The organism is Trinickia sp. (assembly GCF_057351765.1).
Genome location: NZ_JBMRBK010000036.1, coordinates 211,766 through 233,864, shown reverse-complemented (window position 1 = coordinate 233,864; position 22,099 = coordinate 211,766). Strand labels below are relative to the sequence as shown.

Genomic DNA, 22,099 nt, shown 5'->3' with positions numbered 1-22,099 from the left:
AATTAATTTTATGTAGTCTGTGAATTAGATTTTCGACTAAAGAGCGAATCCTAAATGCGGCAATTGGAATTGCGGCCGGACGAGCACGGTCGCGGCGTCGCAAAGCGGGTTGGAATCGGTCACGGATGGCTGGCGACGGCGAGCGGAAAGAGTCGCGCTGCGCTGTCCGCATTGGCGTAGCGCAGCCGTCGGCGCGACCTGCCGGTCGGGTTTGCCGCGGTTCGCGAGCGCGTGAAGGCGCGTCGCGTTCGGCGTTCAGGTACGGACGCCGGTGATGTAGTGTTCGAGTTGCTGAATGGTGAATTGCTGATCCGTGATAATTGTTTTCACGAGGTCTCCGATCGAAATCATGCCGATCAGTTGCTCGTTGTCGAGCACTGGCAGGTGACGCATGCGATGCGTCGTCATCAGCGCCATGCACTGCTCCGCGGAGTCGGCTGGCGTGACGTAGCGGACCTGGCGGGTCATGATGTCGCGCACCGGCGTGGTCTTCGACGAACGGTCCATCAGGACGATTTTCCGGGCGTAATCGCGTTCGGTGACGATGCCTGCGATCTCGGTGCCGTCGAGGACGACGAGCGCGCCGATGTGATGCGCGGCCATCATCTTGACCGCTTCGTAGACCGAAGCATCGGCGGTGATGGTGACGACGGGCCGATTTTCGCCGGGTTGGGGCTCGGTTTTCGATTTGAGGATTTGTGCAACGCTCGTCATGGCCGGGGTCTCCGCTCTCGTTCAATGGCAGCCGGGCCCCGTTGGCGGATCGAGCGCCCACGGACGCGGCTGACAGAGTGCAGTATAGGCGGTGGAGGCGGCGACCGCCCGAATCGGCCGCCCGCCGGGCCGCGGCGGGCGAATAGCGGTACACTCGCGTTTTGTGCGCGCCATCGTCGGCGCCGGACGTTTTGTCGCATTCACCCGATTCGAAAGTCATGCCCACGCATTCTGAGCCGCTGCCCGAGGGCGACGGCAGTGAACAACGATGTGTCACGCTCGCCGCCACGGCGACGCTTCCGACCCGCTATGGGACCTTCACGTCATACGCATTCCGTGCGGACGCGGAAAATGCCGAACACCTGGCCCTGGTCATGGGCGATGTGGCGAACCGGCAATCCGTGCTGACGCGGCTTCATTCCGAGTGCCTGACGGGCGACGTGCTCGGCTCCTACCGCTGCGATTGCGGCGAGCAGCTCGACCTGGCGCTACGCTACATCGCGGCGGAGGGGCATGGTGTCCTGCTTTATCTCCGAGGGCACGAAGGGCGGGGTATTGGCTTGTCGAACAAGATTCGGGCGTATGCGCTGCAGGAGCAGGGCCTCGATACCGTCGAAGCCAACCTGGAGCTCGGACTGCCCGACGATGCTCGCGAGTACGATTCAGCCGCTGCGATTTTGCGGATGCTCAAAGTCACGTCCGTGAGGCTCATGAGCAACAACCCGAAGAAGTTCGATACGCTCGCGAAGCACGGCATTCCGGTTTGCGAGCGCGTCGCGCTCGCAATCCCGGCGCGCGACGAAAACGAGCGCTATATCCGGACGAAGCAGGTCAAGTTCGGGCATTACTTCGAAGAGAACGAGTAGGTTGGGGTTGGGGCATGTAGAACGTACCCTGAAGGTAGTTCGTCTTACTGTGTTGACTCTTCACGCTCGCCGGAACCGTATATAACCGTACGACCGAAGAGGGATGGGAAGTCAGTCAAGTTTTCGATCATGCCTGCGCTGATCTTGTCAAAGTCAGTATCGCCGCAGAGGGCGACCCGTGGCGACGATACCCTGTAATGCGGCTGTCCCGGCAAACCAGGCCGTCAAACAGGAGGGAGCGGAAGAGCAGCCTATTTAAACTGCCAAAGGAATCGATCGTCGTGCTTTTGAACCGTGCCCGCCGAGGTGCCGGCGAAGTGCGGCGTAAATACGGTGGCGCCGGATTGCGCCGCACGTTCAAGCAACCATTTACGTGATCGGGTTGCGCCATCCCGGTCTGCGCAGAACGTCGAACTCCAGTTCGGGCGGTACGCCTGAATCGGGTGGTGCCAGATGTCGCCGGTAAACAGCGCGCGCTCGCCTGCCGACTCGATTTCGATCGACATGTGCCCAACGCAGTGGCCAGGTGTCGGATGGAATTTGATGCCCGGCAGATATTCTCCGCCGTTGGCCCCGATTTCGTCCGACAGGCCTGCTTCTATCACAGGCAGCACACTGTCTTCGAATACCATTCGGCGCTTTTGTCCGGCATCCGTCGCAAAAAACTCTCGTTCCGGGGTGGCCAGCACATAGCGCGCATTGGGGAAAGTCGGCACCCATTTGCCGTCCCGCAGAACGGTGTTCCAACCCACGTGATCGACATGCAGGTGAGTCAGTAGCACCAGATCGACATCCTCGGGATCGACTCCAGCGCGCGCGAGACGCTCGAGATACGGCGTATTTAATTGGTGGAAAATGGCGCTAAATGGCCGATCTTTGTGGTTTCCGCTGGCGGTATCGACAAGGATAACTTGCCCACCACGGCGCACGACCCACGTGTGGACGCTCAACATGAAATTCTCTTCCGCCGCATCGAGATGGTTGCCTGAGAGCCAGGTGCGATGCTCATCGATCACGGTCGATTCGAAGTCGGGAAACAGCGCGCTCGTCTTGAGCGAGAACAGTTGTTCCGTAACTTTCGTGATAGTCGCATCGCCGACGCGATAGATAGGGTGGGTATCGTTCATGATCGGCCTCGGAAGAGAAATTGGCGGGCGCGCGGACCCACTCTTCGTCCCGCATAGCACACACGCGCTGGTTGGCAACCATGGAGGTTCGGCCGCGGGCGATCGTGTTGGATGACGCCGCCGTCGTCCCTCTACGTCTCCACTATTGCGGAAAGCGCCGGAATATGCCAATGCCGTTTGGCCACGCAAGTGATGCCCATGAGGCATCACCCAACGATGAGGATGTGCGCTGCCTGCATCTGCCGCTTGCAATCGCGATGGCCAGGGTTGTCGAATGCGAGGGAACCGGCGGGACGTAACTGAATCAGCCCGTCATTTGCGCGTGCACGGCGGTCAGCATGGCAATGAAGCGCGCTAATGCGGGGTTTTGGTTCTGCGTTGGGTAGGCGAACGCAAGCGGGATGGCTAAAGGCAGATCGGCCAACTCCAGAAACTGGACACGTGCCGGTTGTCGGCCGATATTGCCCGCGTTCACGATCGCTGCGCCGATGCCAGCCGACACAAGAGACAGAATGGCTGTTTCGGTGGTGACTTCCTGAACCACGTTAAGAGTCAGTCCTGCCTTGAGGCAGGCGTGAATCAGATAGTCGTGGTATGCGGGGTATGTGTACCGTGGAAACGCAATAATTGGCTTTCCGTTCAATTCGTTGGCACGAACGGCTTGATCGCCCGGCCAGCCCCATTGCTTTGGCACGGCAAGGCGGACACTCTTATGCATGAGTGGGATGGTGCTGATCTCGGCAGGGAGTTCCTCGAACGTGTAGATAAAGCCGCCATCGATGCGATCCGCGATGAGCGATTCAACCTGTTCGGGCGAATTCAAGGGCAGTAACTCGAGGTGCACTCCGGGCGCCCGTTCCTGATAGTGTGCGAATAGCTCAGGCACGAGTCCTTCCCAACTACTGTTCTCGACAAAACCAATCCGTAGGCTGCCTTCCAGGCCTTCGGAAACACGCCTGGCGGCGCGAGTCGCGGCCGCGAGCGTCGCGAGCACCACTCGGACCTCCCGGAGAAACAGTTCTCCGGCCGGCGTCAGCGTCACACCACTCGTTGTGCGCTGAAAAAGTGCGACCCCGACTTCGGCCTCGAGGTCCTGGATCTGGCGCGTGATAGCCGGTTGCGTCACGTGAATCCGTTCCGCGGCCACGCGGAAACTGTGCCCCTCGGCGACAGCGACGAAATAGCGCAGGTGACGCAGTTCCATTTTGCATCCGCTGATGAAGTGAGTGGAATGACGTTACATACTACCGCTGCGCCCTGGTCGCCCTCGCACTTCGCCCGCTCGGGCAAGGTCATCCTGCAATCGGGCAATGCCCGTTCGCACGTCGCCATTGCCATCGAACAGCAGCCGTTCGAGATGGCTGCCGAGCACCTCGATCAGATGGTGATAGCGCGGACCCCGCGAGGAGGGAAACGACGCAACCTGTCTTGTCCTTGCGAGTTCATCCATCACTGCGATTACGCGGTTGCGCTGCAGAACGTAACGGTCTTCGGCAACGGAATGGCGCGCGTTTCCGGCTGCGCCGTGCAGCACGAAGTACTTCATCAGTTCGGGAGAGGTCAGCGTCTCGATCGCCCGCCAGGCACGCGTGGTAGCGCGCGCTCCGTTGCGCGACGGGATCGCGAGCAGCGCTCCGCCAAGCGGCGATATCGGCGTCATGTTCGGCGTTATCGTCGGATGGAATTGCAGTCCGATACGGCCGCCTTTGTGCAACAGCATGTGACTGTCGAGCAGGCCGTAGCGATTCGACCAGTGATAGCACATCGCTGCCTTTCCCCCTCCGAACATCTGCGCATTGCGCGTCCAGTCCATGCTGCGCAGATTGGGCGGTGACCAGGGAATCAGCGCGCGCAGATACTCGATTACATTTCGCCCGCTTTCATTGTCGACGAGCAGCACGCCTCGTTCGTCGTAAGTCATCTGTCCTTGCGCGCCGAGAATCTGCAGGAACGATTCGGCGAGCGGTAGGCCCGGCGCTGCATTCCATGTGATGCCCGCGCGTTCGAGGCGGGGGCGTTGCAGACGGCTCGCGCAACGGATTACGTCGTCGAAAGTCCTCGGCGGGTCGAGGCCTTCCGCTTCAAAAAGATCGCGGCGATACCAGAGAAAGTCGAGCGTTGGCTGCAGCGGGATCGCGTACAGCTGCCCGCCGACCCATCCTGCCTGCCAGACGGCATCGTAGAAATCGGCACCTGAGAAGCTTCCTTCTGCCTGTAACGCCTGCAGCTCGCACAGACGGTCGTCTCTGCAAAGCTCCGCTAGCCACGGAAACGGAACCGCGACCAGCATCGGCGCGTTGGCGTCCAACCGGCTAGGGTCGTCGAGCGTGAGATCGAGGGTCCTGCGATAGGCGTGCTGCGGCCAGGTGAGCACCCGAAGGCGATGGCCGAGAAAACGCTCGATATCAGGCCGGTTGCGCTTGATGATCTCGAACACCGGGTCTTCATAAGCGACGAGCGTCAGGTCTATCGCGTCGTTAAAACCCTCCGCGGCGGCACGCGGCCATGCGATCTCCGATGCAGGGGCGAGTGTCGCGGCATCGAAGCGATCGAACGATGAAGAGTCGCTGGCGTCGATGATGAGCCGCACAGTCTGCTCGGTGATTCTATCGAGACATTCGAGAAGCATCGCCGACGGTGTGATGCAGGCGCGATTGCCGCTTCCCGGTAGCGCGCGGAATTGCAGCCAGCCTTTGGCCTTCAGCGCGAATACGATCCGGCGCGCGCTCGTGCGCGGCAACCCCGACCGATCGGCGAGCGCCGTGATCGCCGTGTCCTTGCCGTCCAGGTGGTTCTGAAGCAGCGTCGCAAGCACCGGCCACAGCGTTGGGGCGTCCGTCCCGAACTCGGCGCGCAGGATGTCAGCCAGCGTGTTCACGACTGCAAGAGTCGCACGACGGTCACGTGCATGCATGGGAGCCTCTTTCCTATCGGCGTCAGTGTAGCAGCGGCGGCCGCCGACACGCGCGTCAATTCAGATTCAAGTAATTGATTGAATTGAAAATAACCAGAATGGACATTGAGCGCTGCGGGCGTTTTCCCGGTGCCGGCATACGATGCAGGCACGCTATGCCGTGACGGCGGGCGACGACACCAAAGACAGGAGACATCAATGAAACGACTGTTTCGCCTGATGGCCGCGGCGGCATGGCTGCTGTGCAGTTTCCACGCGCTGGCCGCCGGCCCAAGGTTTGTGGTGGTGACCCATGCCCCCGACGCCGATCCGTTCTGGAACGTCGTGAAGAATGGCATCGCCGACGCGCAGCAGGATTTCGGCGTGACGGTCGACTACCGCAACCCGTCCAACGGCGATCTCGCCGACATGACACGTTTGCTCGAGCAGGCCGGAGCACGTCACTATGACGGCGTCGCGACGACGATCGCCGACTTCGACGTCATCCAGCGGCCAGTAAAGACGATCGTGGAGAAAGGCGATCCCGTCATCACGTTCAACTCCGGAACAGGCGAGCAGAGCCGCCGGCTCGGTGCGCTGCTGCATGTCGGGCAGCCCGAATATGAAGCCGGCAAGGAGGCTGGCGAGCGCGCCAAGGCCGCGGGTGTGAAGAGCTTCCTTTGCGTCAACAACAACGCGACCAATCCGGTTTCCTTCGAACGGTGTCGCGGGTTCGCCGACGCAATCGGTGTGGCCTTCAAAAAAGCCACGCTCGATTCCGGCAACGATCCGACCGAGGTCGAAAACAAGGTGTTCGCGGCGCTTCATGCGCACCCCGAAACGCAGGCCGTGCTCGCGCTCGGCCCGACGTCGGCGGTGCCTTCGCTGCGCGCGATCCGCAAGCTCGGCCTCGCGGGCAAGGTCTACTTCGCGACGTTCGACCTGACGCCCGAAGTCGATAAAGCGATCGAAGCGGGCACCGCCGCCTTCGCGATCGACCAGCAGCCCTATCTGCAGGGCTATATCCCGGTAGCGCTTCTCGCAATCATGACGCGCGAGCACACGCGCGATGTCGCCAAAGCATGCGCCGCTCTCAAGGCCGACCCGAAATTCGTGCAACGCGTGCATATGTATGGACTCGCGCCGCATTTTGTCAGCAACGGCGTGGACACGGGCCCGGGATTCGTGACCCGCACGAACGTTGCGCTCGTTGAAAAATACGCCGGCAAGTACCGCTGATCGAATCGCCACTGCGGCCCTCGGCAGGGGACCCGCGCAGTCCGCACCCTCCATACCGTTTTTCCAAAGGACGTTTTATGTTCCAACTAGCCGTATGCGCCGAAATGGTGTTTCGCGACCTCCCATTTGTCGAGCGCGTTCGCGCAATTGCCGGCCTGGGTTTTCACGTCGAGATTTGGGACTGGACGAAGCACGACATCGACGCGCTCGTCGCGACGGGCGCTGCGTTCTCGTCGATGACAGGCTATGTCAGCGGCGACCTGGTCACGAAGCAGGGCGCGGCGGCATTGCTCGAAACCGCGCGGCAGTCGATCGAGGTCGCGAAGCGCTTGCGCTGCCCGCGCCTGAATCTGCACGGCACCGGCCTCGGGCCGCAAGGATTGCCCGTTACGCCGGCCGCGGCGACGAGTGGCGAAATGTGGATGGCGGCATATCGCACACTCACTGACGTTGCGCAGCTCGGGCGGCATACTGGTGTCACGTTTTGTCTTGAGAACCTGAATACGGACGTCGATCATCCGGGGGTGCCGTTCGCCCGCGCCGCGGATACGCTCGCGCTCGTCACAGCGGTGAACGACCCGCATTTGCGCCTCAACCTCGATCTGTATCACGCGCAGATCGGGGAGGGCAATCTGATCGAACTGGTACGGCGTGCGTTGCCGTATGTCGGCGAAATCCAAGTCGCGGACGTGCCTGGACGCTGCGAGCCCGGGACGGGCGAAATCCACTATCCGGCGATCGCGCGCGCGCTCGCCGAAGCCGGCTATCGAGGCACCGTCGCGCTCGAGGCATGGGCAAGCGGTAGCGACGAGGTTGCGCTACAGCGGTTCAGGGATGCGTTCGCCGTGTGAAGCGCAACGCGCTGCGCGCGCATGTCGTTCGATGCTGACATTTCGCGCTACTAATCAAATTCCGGGGCATCGCGACGCCGGCATTTCACAATCATCACCGAGGTTACTCATATGCTGAACACTGCGCTGTTGGGCGCGGGCCGGATCGGCCAAGTTCACGCCCGATCGATCGCTGCCCATCGGGACAGCCAACTCGTTGCCGTAGCCGATGTCGTTGCCAACGCGGCGCGAAAACTTGCCGCCGAATACGGCGTTCAGGCTCGCTCGGTGGACGATATCCTTGCGGATCCCACGATCGGCGCCGTGCTGATCGCAACGTCGACGGACACGCATGCCGCTCTGATCGAGCGCGCGTCGTCAGCCGGAAAGGCCGTGCTGTGCGAGAAACCCGTCGACTTGTCGCTCGAGCGCGCGCGCGCGTGCGAGGCGAGCGTGAACCGCACCGGCGCAACGGTCATGATCGGGTTCAATCGACGTTTCGATTCGAACTTCAGTGCGTTGAAAGCCGCGCTCGATGCCGGGGAGATAGGCAAGGCCGAGCTGTTGACGATTACGTCGTTCGATCCGGCGCCGCCGCCGCTGTCGTACATCGAGGTATCGGGGGGCCTGTATCGGGACATGATGATCCACGATTTCGACACTGCCTGTTGGCTGATGGGCGGTGCACCCGCGCGAATTTTTGCCAGCGGGGCATCGCTCGTCGATCCGCGGATCGGTTCGGCGGGTGATGTAGATACCGCGGTTGCGACGTTATTCTGGGCGGACGGGCGGCTCGCCGTGATCAAGAATTCGCGCCGAGCGGGCTACGGCTATGACCAGCGCGTCGAACTGCTCGGCTCGGGCGGGTTACTCGCAGCGCAGAACGTGCTTGAAAATACCGTCGAAAGGATCAGCGACGCGGGGACGTTCTCGGCCAAGCCGGTCTACTTCTTTCTCGAACGTTATCGGCGTGCATACGAGGCGGAGTGGAATGCTTTCGTCGACGCGGTGCGGGAGGGATCGCACGCCGCCGTGACTCTGGCGGATGGTGTATTGGCTCTCGCTTGCGCGGAAGCTGCCGCGCGCTCGGCGCGGAGCGGCAAAACTGAGCCGATTGCGCCGGACTTGCGTGGCGGGTGACATCGCGCGGGTTATTGCCCTCGATCGAACTACGACGCAAGCGTCGTGCGCCGCTGACGGTAGCTCATGGCACCGGCCTGCTGGCGCGTATCCGCGACTTCATAGCGAATGGCGAGGCCGAACAGGCGCTCGACTTCGGCCGCGACCCATGCGCACGTCTCGCGCGTGGCCGCGTGTGCGGCTTTTCCGTTGAAACGATATTCGAAGCAGACGATCACGTCGGCATTCTCGGTTCGACATGCCATATCGCGGAGTTCGGCGGGCGTTGATGCTGCCCGGGTGCGCGCGACGGCTTCGGCGAAGTGATATTCGAGCCACGCCGCAAAAAAAGCCGCGTCACCAGCATCGGACAGCACGAATATAGCCTCTCCATCGGTCAACGCCCGACTCGAGGCAGCCTGCAGCGCGTCGTAGCGCTCATTGCCGAGCGAGTCTCGGCGGGCAATCGGGTGCCCGCCCCCAGCGCTGCGCTGCCGCAGTCGATGAGCATACAGCGCTTGCCAGAATGCAACATCGTCATCGCTTCGCGAAGGTTGCAGGACCGTTTCGCGCACGGGGGTTTGCCCCTGCACGGGACAGCGCGCCACGAGACGCGCCTCGCAAAGGGTCTCGCCGCCATACGTGACGCGGGCCTGGCGGGGCAGTCCCTGCGGCGGCAATTGCGCGTCGTCCGTCACGCCGACAGTGAAGCCCCGCCGGTCGATTGCGGCGAGCCGCATACGCTCGTCGGAACCCGCGAATTCGATGGACAACCCGGCTCTCGCGACGAAGGCCTGTATGGAGGATGAACTGGGCGAGGTGCACTGGGGTTGCAAGATGACTCTCCTTCAGGCGGCATGGCTGTGAGAGGCGCGACTCAAACCGCGGCCTGCTGCGGCAGCAACGCCGGATCGAGACCGAGGGCCGCGAGCGTTTGCGAATCGATGTCGATCCAGCACGCCACGACCATGCGACCGTCGATGCGTTGAGCGGGCCCGGCCCGGTGGGCATGTACGCCGATGCGCCGGAAAAGCCGCTCCATGCTCAGGAATGTGACGCCGATCAGTTGGCGGGCCCCCAGCTTGGCGGCGCACTCGACGACGGAAGCCAGCATCGGCCGCACGGCCCACGACGTGTTTTCGTCACCCAGCGCGGCGGGATCGACATTTGCCGCACTGGCCGCGAAACGGGATAATTCCCAGACGTCGTCGGATACGGGCGCGGGCATGTCCGTGGCCAGCAGGAATGGGAAGAGATCGCGAAGCAGGTAGGGGCGGGTGGTGGGCAAAAGCCGCGCACAGCCGCAAATCGATCCGGATTCGTCGTGCGCGACGATGTAGATGGTGTCCTGCCGGTCGTACTGGTCGCGCTCGAAGCGGTCTTCAACGCACGGCAGCTTCCAGCCGAGCTGCTCGACGAAGACCTGGTGGCGATACTGCGCGAGTGCGTTGTCGAGGTCTTCGGGGAGGCGCCCTTCGCCGTGAACGGAAGTCCGCATGGAGTCCTCGCATATGCTTTTTTGATGGACGCATTACAGCGCGCACCCCGAGGACCGGTAACTGTCAACGTTGACAGGGTTTTTCAGGCAATACGTCTCCCGCGCGGGGGTGGCGGATTCCCCACGCTGGCTGGTGAAAATTCATATCGAGATTGAAAAGAGGGCGTAATTTCCTTATAAATGAGTCCTGTAGAGGAATGATGAGATGATTGCGGGCGGGCTCACGGGCCGCTCGCGTTCCTTTTGTCGCTTATTGCAGTGCGGGCCCGGGTGCATCGACGCCGGGAGGTGGTGACAGCGCGATGCGTGCAACGGCGTTCGGCCAATTGAGCTGGGCCAGGCGGCGCATCAGCAGTTGCGCGGTTCGCGCCATACCGATATCGGTGCCGCGGGTGTCGACGCACATCACGTTGCTGCGCACATCGCCCCAGGCGATGACGAGCGCGCCGGAAGCGCGGTCGACATACCAGTCCCAGCCGACCGTCACATGGGCGCGCCCGGGGGCGCGCGCACGCTGCCATTCGGTGTAGCCGGCGCTCACGGCATCGACGGCGTCGGCACGCAATTCCTCCAACAGGCCTTCGTCGAGGCCGGAGTCGACATGGACGAGCTGCAGGTGATCCAACGCCTGTTCGGGAAGGCGCACGTAGCCGTCACGGGATGGGCCGGCGAGCAGGGTATTAGTTTGTCTCATGGGCCGGACTGTAGCAGTCCGACCCGGCCATGAGACCTGCTAACTATGACAGCGTCGGGTGGGTATCGTAGGAACCGCGAGGTACAGGATGGAGTTGCTGCGCTGGCATGATGGCTACGAGAAGCTGAACGAAGCCAAGGACGAACGTCAGCTGTTCGAGCGGATGTCCGCGGTCGCCAAGGAACTGGGGTTCGAGTACTGCTGTTATGGCATTCGGGTCCCGTTGCCGGTATCGAACCCATCGGTCGCGATTTTCGACACCTACCCCGCGGGCTGGATGAAGCACTATCAGGAAAACAACTTCATCGCGATCGATCCCACCGTGCGCGAGGGCACGACGAAGAGCAGCCTGATCGTCTGGCCCGAGGCCACGGTCAGTGCCCCGCGCCTTTGGCAAGACGCGCACGATTTCGGCATGAAGGTCGGCGTGGCGCATTCGAGCTGGGCGGCGCACGGCGTCTATGGGCTGTTGACGATGGCGCGGCCCGCCGAGATACTCACCCGTGCCGAAACCGATCGGCTGACGCTGCAGGCGAGCTGGTTCGCCAATCTTTCGCATGCGTTGATGAGCGAGTTTCTCGTGCCGAAGCTCGCACCCGAGGCGAGCGTCGAGCTGACTCCGCGCGAATGCGAGGTGCTCTGCTGGACAGGCGAAGGCAAGACGGCGAACGAGATCGGACAAATCCTCAATATCTCCGAGCGCACGGTCAATTTCCACGTCAATAACGTGCTGTTGAAATTGAACGCGACGAACAAGATTCAGGCGGTTGTCAAGGCAATCGCAATCGGTTTGATCTCGACCGGATAACCGCCCGCGCACCTCGGGCTCGCGGCGGCCGAGCGATGCGGTTGCCGCATGCGCTCAGCTCAGCTCAGCTCAGCTCGGGGAAATCCTCTTCCCGATACTCGTTAGGAAGTCGATCCGCCGCGTCGCCCCGTGCCTCTTCCCGGCGGCGCAATTCCACGCGGCGGATCTTGCCCGAAATCGTCTTCGGCAGCTCGAAGAGCTCGAGGCGGCGAATGCGCTTGTAGGGCGACAGCCGCTCGCGCGAGAAGCGAAAGACGCTTTGCGCCAGTTCCGGGCCATACGTGAAGCCGTGGCGCAGCGTGACGTAGGCCTTCGGCACGGACAGGCGCAAAGGATCGGGGCTCGGCACGACGGCGGCTTCGGCGATGGCTTCGTGCTCGATCAGCGCGCTCTCGAGTTCGAACGGGCTCAGGCGGTAATCGGCCGATTTGAAGACATCGTCGGCGCGTCCGATATAGATGTAATAGCCATCGGGCCGACGCAGCGCGATGTCGGACGTGTGGTAGAGCCCCTCGCGCATCACGTGGCGCGTGGCATCGGGGTTGTTCGCATAGCCGGTCATGAGCCCGAGCGGGCCGGCAGGTGCGCGGGCGCCGCCTGCGTTCGCCGCGGCGCCAAGTTCGAGCGCGACCTCGCCTTCGTCGCAAACGATGCCGTCGGCATCGACGAGCGTGATCCGGTAGCCCGGCATCGGCCGGCCCATCGATCCTGGAATCACGGACTGGCCCGGCGAGTTGCCGATCACGCAGGTGGTCTCGGTCTGACCGTAGCCGTCGCGTATCGTTATGCCCCAGGCCTGTTTTACCCGTTCGATGATCTCGGGGTTCAGCGGCTCGCCGGCGCCGACGATCTCTCGCAACGAAACGGCGTAGGAGGTCAGCGGTTCTTGAACGAGCATGCGCCAGACCGTCGGTGGTGCGCATAAAGTCGTTACGCGATGCTTGACCACTGCTTCGAGCACCGCACGAGGATCGAAGCGGGTGTACTGCATTGCGAAGACGCACGCGCCTGCATTCCACGGCGCAAACAAACAGCTCCACGCATGTTTGGCCCAGCCGGGCGAGCTGATGTTCCAGTGCATATCGCCGGGTTGTAGGCCGATCCAGTACATCGTCGACAGGCTGCCGACGGGATAGCTCTCGTGGGTATGCTCGACGAGCTTCGGTTTTGACGTCGTGCCGGACGTGAAGTAGAGCAGCAGCGGATCGGCGGCCCGCGTCACACCGTCGGCCGTGAACTCGGCGCTGGAGGTATAGCCTTGCGAGAAATCGAGCCATCCCTGCCCAGCGCTCGTATCAGAAGCCGGCCCGACTGAGATCTTCACGAGCGGTCTGCCGCCGTTTTCGAGCCCGTCGAATTTCGCGCGCTCGGCGGCGTCGACGATGGCGAACGTCGGCTGCGCGATCTGTATGCGCTCGCGCACGTCGGCCGGTGAGAGTTGTGTCGTCGCCGGCAGCAGTACGGCGCCGAGTTTCATGACCGCCAGCATGGCGTCCCAGAGCTCGACGCAATTGGGGAGCATCAGCAGCACGCGATCGCCGCGCGCTACCCCGGCGGCCCGCAAGAAGTTGGCGATGCGCGAGGATCGCTCCGACATTTCGGCGAACGAGAGCCGGATGTCGAGTTGGGCGCCGTCGACGATCCGCAACGCTGCGGCGCTGTTGCCGCGTGCCATGACGTCGAAGTAATCGAGCGCCCAGTTGAATTCATCGAGCACGGGCCACGCAAACTCATCGTAGGCGCTCTGATAGTCGGTTCGATGGCGCAGCAGAAAATCGCGCGCGGCCAAAAAGCGTTGCGATGCTGTCATTGCTGTCTCCTGCGGAGCGCGGGCTCCGATCGGTGCAAAGCGGCGGTTGCCGTCCGGGTCTCTTCGTTTATGGGCGAGCCCGGCGCGCTGCGAGTATCTCGTGCATGGATACATCGCTGTACGACGGGGCGGCCGAAGCTCGACTGGCTATTATTGGCTTTCCTATTTTGTTCGTTCGAGCCTCCCAACGCCATCTCGGAACATCCCTGCGATCACCGCAATGCCGGCATTGGGAGAGGATCGCCGCTATGAAAAAAGCTGTCTACGGTCAACTGACGGCGCACAATCCTGGCGTCGTTGCTTGCAAGGATAGGCGCAACGGATCGGGGCTCGGCACGACAGCAGCGTCGGCGATGGCTTCGTGCTCGATCAGCACGCTCTCGAGCACGAACGGACTGAGGTGGTAATCGGACGATTTGAGGACGTCGTCGGCGCGTCGGAGGTAGGTGCAATGGCGCCCCGACGCTTCGCGTATGGCGCGAATGCCTCGCGTCACGACGTGGTGGCCAGCACTCGAGTGGCTATTCTTTTCTTGCCGGTTTTGTCAGCTCGGCACCATCTTGCTTCGTCGTCGGTAACGGCCATAGACGCGTCGCCTCAGGAGACACCGAGCCCCCGCAAGACAGCGTTACCATCCTCCGTCAATTGAAAGCGCGTGTCGCCTTGCTCGGTATTGACTTGCTCGATCAGCCCAGCTTCCCTGAGTAACGGGATCTCCGGCTTTGCCGCGAGGTCGACCGGCGCGTGCAGCAACAACAGGAGCGTTGCGATCTCATGGTGGCTCAGGATGCGCCGCAGCATGGTGCGTGGCTTTGGCATGGCGCGCTCGGTCGTGTCGTGCATGGCAGGGCCCTTATCCCAAAATTCAGCCGAATCGATGGTGCTCAAGTCGGCTTAAGTGACGCTTAAAATCGCGGCCCTGGTTTTGCAACAAGGCATTACGTCGTAATAATCCCGGGCGGCCCGACGAACCGTTCCATTACTCTTGCATCCACGCGTTGAATGAATCGACCAGCACGTTCGCTCCGCAGAGGACCACGGCCACCCGTTTACCTCGATATCGCGAGGGGTCTTCGAGGATTGCCGCGATGCCGAGAGCGGCAGAGGGTTCGACAACGAGGCGAGCGTGCCGGTAGAGCATGCGCATCGCCGTTACGATGCTCGTCTCTTCGACCAGCGGGACGTGGTCGGCAACGGCCAGCAGGTCATGGAGAACCGCTGGAAGGGGAAACCTGCCCGCGACACCGTCTGCGATGGTATCGGTGCGCTCGGTGGTGACGATCGATCCTGCGCGCCATGACATGGCCATCGCAGGTGCGCCTTTGGGCTGGATGCAGACGACGTCCGTCGCCGGCGACAAGGTTTTGAAGACATGACCCACGCCAGTCGCCAGTGCGCCTCCGCCGAGCGCCAGCGCAACGACATCGATGCGATCGAATCCTTCCACGAGCTCCAGACCGATGGTGCCGGCACCTTCACAGGTATCGAGGTTCTCGCTGTCCTCAACGAGAAATGCATCGCCGTTGGCGGCGATTTCCCGGGCACGCTCGCGCGCATTCTCGATATCTCCGTCCACGAGTTCGACAGCGGCGCCCAGCCGACGGATTCGATCGATCTTTGCGGCATTGGCACTTGTGCCTGCGATTACCGTAACCGGAATACCGCGCGCCCGGCCGCTATAGGCGAGTGCTTGCCCCAGATTGCCCGCACTGGCGCACACTGCGGCATTCGGCCCTTGGCTCGATGCGAGGCGTGACATGACGACCTCGCTCCCGCGCCCCTTGAAGCACCCTATCGGGTTGGCGGTCTCCAGCTTGACGATCAGCTCGCAGTCCAACAGCTCGCCGAGAGCGGGACACTCGAAGTGGGGCGTGTCGCGAAACACCTTTGAAATTTGGTGTCTGGCGTGCACGATGCGTCGGAAATCCAGTCGCGTGTCTGGCTCCGCGCCTTCGTAGCGTTCTGTGGGCTTTCCACTGATGGCCTGCATAGACGATCTCCGAAACGATGGAAAATCATACCAGCGTGTCGGAGTGCCCCCCGTCCTCGTGCGCAATCACGAAACGCTCCGGAGGGCGCCATCTGCCTGGCTAACGCCGCGTCCGCGCTTGCGCGGCAAGCCTGACAGCGGCATTGGCCGCGCCATAGCCGTCGTACCCGCCGCGCCGCTCGGCGATTTCGATCGAGAAGCGCCCCCCGATCTGTTCCGTGTATGCGTGCAGAAACTCGCCGCCGCGCTCGTCGCGGTCGTACAGCATGTGATGCTCGCGCAGCGTTTCGATGAATTCGTCGGCTAGCGCATAGCGGGCCGAAAGGTCGTCGTAATAGTTGCCCGGTATCCGCAGCATGGGCACGCCGTTCGCGCGGAAGGCGGCCAGCGCGCCGAAGATGTCCGGCGTTTTGAACGCAACGTGGTCCAGCCCGGAGCCGCGATAGGTTTCCAATGCTCTAGCCGCTGCCGTATGCCGGTCGAGCGACGCATTCAGCGCGATGCGCACCGATCCGTCGCGGCTGCGCATCGCCTTGCTGCGCACGAGGCCATACGGATCGGGAACGAGCCACGCCGGTTCCGCTTCAAAACCGAACGCGGTCCTGAAAAATAAAATCCAGGTATCGAGCGAATCGCCCGGTAGCGAGAGGCTGACGTGATCGATGCCGGTGATCCTCGATTCGTGCGGCGTCGGGCTCGGCGTGAGGACGAAATCGGATTCGAACAGCGTGGGCGCACCAGGCGTCTCGTCGACGAAATATTGGAGGCTGCCATCCGGCGCGAGCACGCTCGGCAGCACGCGCTCGTTCGGGCCCACTCGTCCCGAGAACGGCTTGTAACCGAAGCTGGCCGCGTGCTCGAACGCAGCGCCGGCATCGTCCACGCGAAACGCCGACGCGCAAAGCGACAGGCCATGCCGCGCGTGAAACGCGCCGGCGAACGAATCGCGCTCGGCATTGAGCACGATTGCGGCCGAGCCCTGCTGAAACAGCGTGACGTCCTTCGAGCGGTGCTGGCCGGTACGCGCAAAGCCAAGCTTGCCTAGCCAGTCCGTCAATTGTGCAACCGCCGCATCGTCGGCGGCGAATTCGAGGAACTGGAACCCGACGTGCGCAGGCGCTGCCGGCGGCGCGAACAGGGCAACACCGGGCGCAGCAGGCGTGTGGGTGTTTTCGAGCAGCGTGCGTGCGCAGTCTTCGAGATAAAGCAGCGAGCGATAGCCGTCCATCGCCGTACTGGCCGGCGGTGCGGCGCGAAATCCATCGTTGAATATCTCGAGCGAAAGCGGCCCCGCATAGCCCGATTCGACGACGCGCGCGGTAAAGCCTGCCACATCGAGGTCCCCCTGGCCGGGAAAGCAGCGGTAATGGCGGCTCCATTCGAGCACGTCCATCGCGAGCTTCGGCGCATCGGCAATCTGCACGAAGGCTATCCGGTGCCCGGGGATCGAGGCGATGCCGTCGATCGGATCGCCGAGCGACAACGTGTGGAAGCTGTCGAGGGCGAGCCCCAGATTCGGATGATCGACCGCATCGACCATCGTCCAGGCTCGTCCGTAGGTCTTGACGTGGCGGCCCCAGGCGAGCGCTTCGTATGCCACCACGATGCCAGCGCTTTGCGCCGCGCATGCCAGCGCGCCCAACTGATCGACGATGAGCGCTTCGTCGCCGATCGCATCGGGCGACACGTTGCTGCAAACGAGCAGGCGATCCGAACCGAGCGCATGCATCAGTTCGAACTTGCGCCGCGCACGTTCGAGATTGCGTGCGAAGCGCTCTTCGCTCACGCCCTCGAAGTCGCGAAACGGCTGAAACAGCACGATTTCGAGCCCCAGGTCATTCGCCGCGCGTCGGACATCGCCGGGCGTTCCGTCGAAATAGAGCAGATCGTTCTCGAAGATCTCGACGCCGTCGAAACCTGCCTGGCGAATGGCGTGGAGTTTTTCGAGCAGCGTTCCGCTGACGGAAACGGTTGCAATGGAGCGTTTCATGAATGACTCCCGAGCGCGCGGTTTGCGTGCCTTCCGCAGCGGTCGATCAAGGAAAAATGTACGAGTTGATCACAGACTCATGCGCGGGAATGCCCATGCCGCACGTGTTCGATCGATTGTATTCTAGGAACTAACTAGATGGTACAAATTCGTACAAACCCCAACCGACAAGCGCGGGAAAAAGCGCGACACTTGCGTCCGACAGGAATCAGGATCCAGGAGTCAGTCGTGACAAGGACAATCGAACGCTCGTTTCTGGTCGGTTTGATCGGCTCGGGCATAGGCGGATCGCTATCCCCGGCAATGCACGAGGAGGAGGCCCGCCGCCTCGGGCTTACGTACGTGTATCGCCGCATCGACCTCGAAATGCTGCGCCGCGATGTATCCGCATTGCCGAATCTGCTCGAAGCTGCCGAATCGATGGGATTCGATGGCGTGAACGTGACGTATCCGTGCAAGCAGGCCGTCATCGAGCTACTCGATGAGCTTTCCGACGACGCACGCGCGCTCGGGGCCGTCAACACCGTGCAGTTCAAAGGCGGGCGCCGCATCGGCCACAACACGGACTGGTCCGGATTTCGCCGCGCCTTCGAGCGCGGTCTACCCGGCGCATCGTGCGAGCGCGTCGTTCAGCTCGGGGCGGGCGGAGCGGGTGCGGCGGTGGCGCACGCTGCGATGACGATGGGCGCGCGCGAGCTCGCGCTCGTCGATGTCGACCCTTCTCGGGCGCGGGCGCTTGCGGCCGAGCTGCAAGTGCGTTTTCCGCAAGCGCGGGTTCATGCGATCGACGGCTCGCCGGCGATGCTGGGGGATGCGCTTGCGGCGGCCGACGGCCTCATTCACGCGACACCTACCGGAATGGCGAAGCATCCCGGGCTCCCGCTTCCATCGGAACTGCTGCACCCGCGCCTGTGGGTGGCCGATGTCGTCTATTTCCCGATCAAGACCGAACTGCTGAACGCGGCAGAAGCGCTGGGGTGCCGCACGTTGACCGGCGGCGGCATGGCTGTCTATCAGGCCGTCGAGGCATTCGAGATTTTTACAGGCATCGCGCCGAATGCCGAACGGATGTTCGAGCACTTCCAAACCTTGCTGCGCTGAACTTCGGACCCTGGCGCCGCCGCGTTACCGCACTCCCACCACACTTATTCGATCGATACTGACAGGAGACATCAACCATGCGACAGCAGATTCCTTCCGGCGTGCCGGGGCAGCCGCCAGCCGCCGAACGTACGGCCTCGAGCACCATGCGCCGTTCGTCCGCGCGCTACGAGATCCTCGCGCTGCTCGCAGTCGGTACGATGATCAACTATCTCGACCGGACGGTGCTGGGCATTGCGGCGCCGCAGCTCACCAAGGAGCTCGGCATCGGCGCCGCGGTGATGGGCATCATGTTTTCCGCTTTTTCGTGGACCTATGCCGCCTCGCAGATCCCGGGCGGGATCTTTCTCGACCGGTTCGGCAGCAAGCTCACGTATTACATCGCGATGACGTTCTGGTCGGTCTTCACGCTTGCGCAAGGTCTTGTACACGGCGTGGGATCGCTGCTCGCGTGCCGGCTCGGACTCGGCGTTTCGGAATCGCCTTGCTTTCCGACCAACAGCCGCGTCGTGGCAACCTGGTTTCCCCAGCGCGAGCGGGCGTTGGCCACCGGGACTTATACGGTCGGCGAATACATCGGTCTTGCGTGCTTCAGTCCGTTGCTGTTCGCGTTGATGGGCGCTTACGGATGGCGCTCGTTGTTCTTCGTGGTGGGCGCGGCCGGTATCGTCTTCGGTCTCGTCTGGTGGCTCTTTTATCGCGAACCGCACGAACACCCGCGTGCCAATGCGGCCGAGATCGAATACATCGAGGCGGGCGGTGGTCTCACGCGCGACGAGCGCAACCGTGCACGCGCATCGAGCAGCTTTTCGTGGAGCACGATCGGCGAGTTGCTCAAGCATCGCCAGCTCACGGGGATTTGCCTTGGCCAGTTCGCCGGCAATTCGACGCTGGTCTTCTTCCTGACGTGGTTCCCCACCTATCTGGCCACTGAACGGCATATGGGTTGGCTCAAGATCGGCTTCTTCGCCATTTTGCCGTTCATTGCGGCTTCGATCGGCGTGATGTTCGGAGGGTGGTTGTCCGACTCGCTGCTGCGGCGCGGGAAGTCGGCGAACGTCGCGCGCAAGCTGCCGATCATCACCGGGCTCCTGCTCGCGTCCACGATCGTGCTGGCCAACTATGTGAAGAGCGATACGGTCGTCATTGCGATCATGTCGGTTGCGTTCTTTGCGCAGGGCATGGCCGCGCTGGGCTGGACGCTCGTTTCCGACATCGCGCCCGAGGGCTTGCTCGGTTTGACCGGCGGCATCTTCAACTTCGCGGCGAACCTCGCGGGCATCGTCACGCCACTCGTGATCGGCTTCATCGTCGCGGCAACGGGATCGTTCGTCGGCGCGCTCGTTTTCATCGGCGTAGTCGCGCTGATCGGGGCGCTCTCGTACGTATTCGTCGTCGGCGATATCAAGCGGATTTCGCTGGCGTCATAACCGCCCCCGCTCATCGCGGGACCGGGGCATCTTACGGCGGCGCAATGCCGCCGTAGCCGCTGGTGCGTCTACGCTGACTGCATCACGGTTCGCGAACGAAGCGCAGCACGGCATCGACGATCATGTCCCGATGCCGTGTCCGCAACCGCGGATGCGACGGGTCACGGCCGAACGCCGCGCCGAACGTATAACGGTTCGACACGCGGTGAAAGCAGAACGAACTGATGAGCAGGTGCAGATCGATCGGATCGATATCGGGCCGAAAGCGCCCTTCGGCGGCCCCGCGCGCGAGCAAATCTTCGATCGTATTGACGATGCTGACGTTGCGGCTTTTGAATGCCTTCAGCTGCGTGATGTATTTCGCGCTATGGACGTTCTCGATTGCGATGAGCCGAACGAAATCGCGGTGCTTGTCGTGATAGTCGAACGTGAATTCGACCAGGCGGCGCATCCCTTCCTCGGGCTCCAGTTCTTCGACGTTGAGCGCTTGCTCCAGCGTGCGAATATCGCCGTAGACTTTCTCGAGCACGGCTTCGTAAAGCCCTTCCTTGCTCTCGAAGTAGTAATAGAGCATGCGCTTCGTCGTATTGGTGCGCTCCGCAATCGCGTCGACGCGCGCACCCGAAAGCCCCATCGCGGAGAACTCCTGCGTGGCGACTTCGAGGATATTGCGCTTCGTTTCTTCGGGATCGTATTTGCGGCGGGCTTCGGCGGGTAGCTCATTACCGTTGGACACGGTTGCCTTGACGGGGGCCTTTTTCATTTTGCGCGGGTGCGGCTATGACGGCGCATTCTAGCATGCGTCGATCACCGCCCGCGCCGCGTCAGCAGGCCTTAGCCCGCCGCGCGGGCATGTTCGAGCGCTTGCAGATTGCCTTCGCCGAAACCATGATGACCGCGACGCTCGACGACCTCGAAGAAGATTTCGGTGGGCCCCCGCCTGACGAACGTTTGCAGGAAAAGCCGTGGCGCGCCATTTTCCTCGATCGCGCCGTCGACCAGGACGTTACGGCTGCGCAGCGCCTCGATATCGAGGCCATGCCCCGGCAATCGGGCGTCGATTTCCGCGTAGTAGCGCGGCGGCGGTTCGAGAAACTCGAGTCCGTTCGCACGTAGCTTATCCACGCAGCTCAGGATGTCGTTCGTCGCAAGGGCGATGTGCTGCACGCCTTCGCCGGGATGATCGGGCAGATACTCGTGCAAGAGCCGCGTGCGCTGCGTGCCTTCTTCGTAAAGCGGGATCGTGATGCCACCGCAAGGCGACTGCATGACGCGCGAATCGGACGAAACATGCCAGTCGGCGTGCAACTCGTGAATCTCGCGAAAGTCGAGCATCTCCCGATAAAAGTCCAGCCACTCGGAGATTCGCCCCGCACCGACCATCTGCGTGAAGTGATCGACCTGCGACAGGCCGGCGTCGCTGCCGGTCGTTGCGCTGCCGGTCGCAGCGGGGAGCGGGCGAAAGTCGATATCGAAAATCGTCTGGTCGCCGGTCGCGCCGCCGCGGCCGTGCCACCGATCCACGAAGTAGATGTGCGAATTGCCGATGCCTTGAATCGCGGGAATCACGAGTTCCGACTGACCGACGCTTTCGCCTTCGAAGGCCCATGCGCCACGCTCCGTCGCGCGCTCGAACGCGCGTTGCGCATCGTTCACGCGCACCCCGATCGCGCAAATGCCCGCTCCATACTCCTCGGCGTAGCGGGCCGCGAACGAGTCCGGTTCGGCATTGATCAGGAAGTTCATCGTGCCCTGGCGGTAGAGCGTGACGGCCTTGCTGACGTGTCGCGCGCGCGCCGTGAAGCCTAGCTGCTCGAAACGCCGCGCAAGCGCGTCGGGCGCGGGCGCCGCGAACTCCACGAATTCGAGTCCGGCGATGCCAAGCGGATTGGATGGCGCGCTGTCACCGACGAGCGGCTTTGCGGACGAATCGGGAAAGTCGGTGATCATTGGGACAGCCTCCTCGGGCTCATGCAGCGCTTGCCGCGAC

21 protein-coding genes are annotated in these 22,099 nt (G+C 62.6%); 7 read left to right on the top strand and 14 right to left on the bottom strand.

Going from position 1 to position 22,099, the window contains the following annotated elements:
• Positions 1-255 precede the first annotated feature (255 nt).
• Positions 256-714 carry a CBS domain-containing protein gene (locus ACO1XS_RS09400; protein WP_331566189.1) on the bottom strand — a complete coding sequence of 153 codons (459 nt, stop codon included), beginning with the start codon at positions 712-714 and terminating at the stop codon, positions 256-258.
• Between the two features lie 218 nt (positions 715-932).
• Here ACO1XS_RS09400 and ribA point away from each other — a divergent pair, with 218 nt between their 5' ends.
• Positions 933-1,580, top strand: coding sequence for a GTP cyclohydrolase II (gene ribA, locus ACO1XS_RS09395; protein ID WP_331566187.1), 648 nt, complete (start codon positions 933-935; stop codon positions 1,578-1,580).
• A 251-nt stretch (positions 1,581-1,831) separates the two neighbouring features.
• Here the strand turns inward: ribA and ACO1XS_RS09390 are convergent, their stop codons facing one another.
• From ACO1XS_RS09390 to ACO1XS_RS09380, 3 genes are all read right to left on the bottom strand, one after another.
• Positions 1,832-2,707, bottom strand: coding sequence for an MBL fold metallo-hydrolase (locus ACO1XS_RS09390; RefSeq protein WP_486390522.1), 876 nt, complete (start codon positions 2,705-2,707; stop codon positions 1,832-1,834).
• A 304-nt stretch (positions 2,708-3,011) separates the two neighbouring features.
• Positions 3,012-3,911, bottom strand: coding sequence for a LysR family transcriptional regulator (locus ACO1XS_RS09385; protein WP_331566181.1), 900 nt, complete (start codon positions 3,909-3,911; stop codon positions 3,012-3,014).
• A 33-nt stretch (positions 3,912-3,944) separates the two neighbouring features.
• Positions 3,945-5,621 (bottom strand): ABC transporter substrate-binding protein, encoded by a 1,677-nt coding sequence (locus ACO1XS_RS09380; protein WP_486390521.1) that lies wholly within the window; start codon positions 5,619-5,621, stop codon positions 3,945-3,947.
• A gap of 198 nt (positions 5,622-5,819) precedes the next feature.
• On the opposite strand from ACO1XS_RS09380, the gene ACO1XS_RS09375 reads away from it, so the two are divergent.
• From ACO1XS_RS09375 to iolG, 3 genes are all read left to right on the top strand, one after another.
• Complete coding sequence (locus tag ACO1XS_RS09375) at positions 5,820-6,839, top strand: sugar ABC transporter substrate-binding protein (protein ID WP_486390520.1); 1,020 nt, start codon at positions 5,820-5,822, stop codon at positions 6,837-6,839.
• A gap of 77 nt (positions 6,840-6,916) precedes the next feature.
• Complete coding sequence (locus ACO1XS_RS09370) at positions 6,917-7,690, top strand: TIM barrel protein (RefSeq protein WP_486390519.1); 774 nt, start codon at positions 6,917-6,919, stop codon at positions 7,688-7,690.
• A 111-nt stretch (positions 7,691-7,801) separates the two neighbouring features.
• Positions 7,802-8,809 (top strand): inositol 2-dehydrogenase, encoded by a 1,008-nt coding sequence (gene iolG / locus ACO1XS_RS09365; RefSeq protein WP_486390518.1) that lies wholly within the window; start codon positions 7,802-7,804, stop codon positions 8,807-8,809.
• A 29-nt stretch (positions 8,810-8,838) separates the two neighbouring features.
• Here the strand turns inward: iolG and ACO1XS_RS09360 are convergent, their stop codons facing one another.
• The 3 genes from ACO1XS_RS09360 to ACO1XS_RS09350 form a co-directional block, all read right to left on the bottom strand.
• The gene (locus tag ACO1XS_RS09360) at positions 8,839-9,561 is read right to left on the bottom strand and encodes a hypothetical protein (RefSeq protein WP_331566173.1); all 723 of its coding nucleotides are present in this window, start codon (positions 9,559-9,561) and stop codon (positions 8,839-8,841) included.
• Positions 9,562-9,665: 104 nt separating this feature from the next.
• Positions 9,666-10,286, bottom strand: coding sequence for an acyl-homoserine-lactone synthase (locus ACO1XS_RS09355; RefSeq protein WP_331566171.1), 621 nt, complete (start codon positions 10,284-10,286; stop codon positions 9,666-9,668).
• A gap of 250 nt (positions 10,287-10,536) precedes the next feature.
• Positions 10,537-10,980 (bottom strand): DUF4902 domain-containing protein, encoded by a 444-nt coding sequence (locus ACO1XS_RS09350; RefSeq protein ID WP_331566169.1) that lies wholly within the window; start codon positions 10,978-10,980, stop codon positions 10,537-10,539.
• An 88-nt stretch (positions 10,981-11,068) separates the two neighbouring features.
• On the opposite strand from ACO1XS_RS09350, the gene ACO1XS_RS09345 reads away from it, so the two are divergent.
• Entirely contained in the window at positions 11,069-11,788 is a 720-nt protein-coding gene (locus ACO1XS_RS09345; protein WP_486390517.1) for an autoinducer binding domain-containing protein, read from the top strand.
• A 64-nt stretch (positions 11,789-11,852) separates the two neighbouring features.
• Here the strand turns inward: ACO1XS_RS09345 and ACO1XS_RS09340 are convergent, their stop codons facing one another.
• The 5 genes from ACO1XS_RS09340 to ACO1XS_RS09320 all read right to left on the bottom strand — a co-directional run bounded on the left by ACO1XS_RS09340 (position 11,853) and on the right by ACO1XS_RS09320 (position 17,578).
• The gene (locus ACO1XS_RS09340) at positions 11,853-13,598 is read right to left on the bottom strand and encodes an AMP-binding protein (RefSeq protein WP_486390516.1); all 1,746 of its coding nucleotides are present in this window, start codon (positions 13,596-13,598) and stop codon (positions 11,853-11,855) included.
• A gap of 268 nt (positions 13,599-13,866) precedes the next feature.
• On the bottom strand, positions 13,867-14,094 hold the full coding sequence (locus ACO1XS_RS09335) for a hypothetical protein (protein WP_331570641.1): 228 nt from the start codon (positions 14,092-14,094) through the stop codon (positions 13,867-13,869).
• Between the two features lie 101 nt (positions 14,095-14,195).
• Positions 14,196-14,441, bottom strand: coding sequence for a hypothetical protein (locus ACO1XS_RS09330; protein WP_331566559.1), 246 nt, complete (start codon positions 14,439-14,441; stop codon positions 14,196-14,198).
• Positions 14,442-14,577: 136 nt separating this feature from the next.
• Positions 14,578-15,510 carry a threonine ammonia-lyase gene (locus tag ACO1XS_RS09325; protein ID WP_486390515.1) on the bottom strand — a complete coding sequence of 311 codons (933 nt, stop codon included), beginning with the start codon at positions 15,508-15,510 and terminating at the stop codon, positions 14,578-14,580.
• Positions 15,511-15,688: 178 nt separating this feature from the next.
• On the bottom strand, positions 15,689-17,578 hold the full coding sequence (locus ACO1XS_RS09320) for a bifunctional sugar phosphate isomerase/epimerase/4-hydroxyphenylpyruvate dioxygenase family protein (protein ID WP_486390514.1): 1,890 nt from the start codon (positions 17,576-17,578) through the stop codon (positions 15,689-15,691).
• A 228-nt stretch (positions 17,579-17,806) separates the two neighbouring features.
• Between ACO1XS_RS09320 and ACO1XS_RS09315 the strand changes: the two genes are divergently transcribed.
• Both ACO1XS_RS09315 and ACO1XS_RS09310 read left to right on the top strand, forming a co-directional pair.
• Entirely contained in the window at positions 17,807-18,679 is an 873-nt protein-coding gene (locus ACO1XS_RS09315; protein ID WP_486390513.1) for a shikimate dehydrogenase, read from the top strand.
• Positions 18,680-18,756: 77 nt separating this feature from the next.
• Positions 18,757-20,109 carry an MFS transporter gene (locus tag ACO1XS_RS09310; protein WP_486390512.1) on the top strand — a complete coding sequence of 451 codons (1,353 nt, stop codon included), beginning with the start codon at positions 18,757-18,759 and terminating at the stop codon, positions 20,107-20,109.
• An 82-nt stretch (positions 20,110-20,191) separates the two neighbouring features.
• Here ACO1XS_RS09310 and ACO1XS_RS09305 read toward each other — a convergent pair whose 3' ends face one another.
• Positions 20,192-20,872 carry a TetR/AcrR family transcriptional regulator gene (locus tag ACO1XS_RS09305; protein ID WP_331574583.1) on the bottom strand — a complete coding sequence of 227 codons (681 nt, stop codon included), beginning with the start codon at positions 20,870-20,872 and terminating at the stop codon, positions 20,192-20,194.
• Positions 20,873-20,943: 71 nt separating this feature from the next.
• Positions 20,944-22,059 (bottom strand): 4-hydroxyphenylpyruvate dioxygenase family protein, encoded by a 1,116-nt coding sequence (locus ACO1XS_RS09300; RefSeq protein WP_331574581.1) that lies wholly within the window; start codon positions 22,057-22,059, stop codon positions 20,944-20,946.
• Between the last annotated feature and the right edge of the window lie 40 nt (positions 22,060-22,099).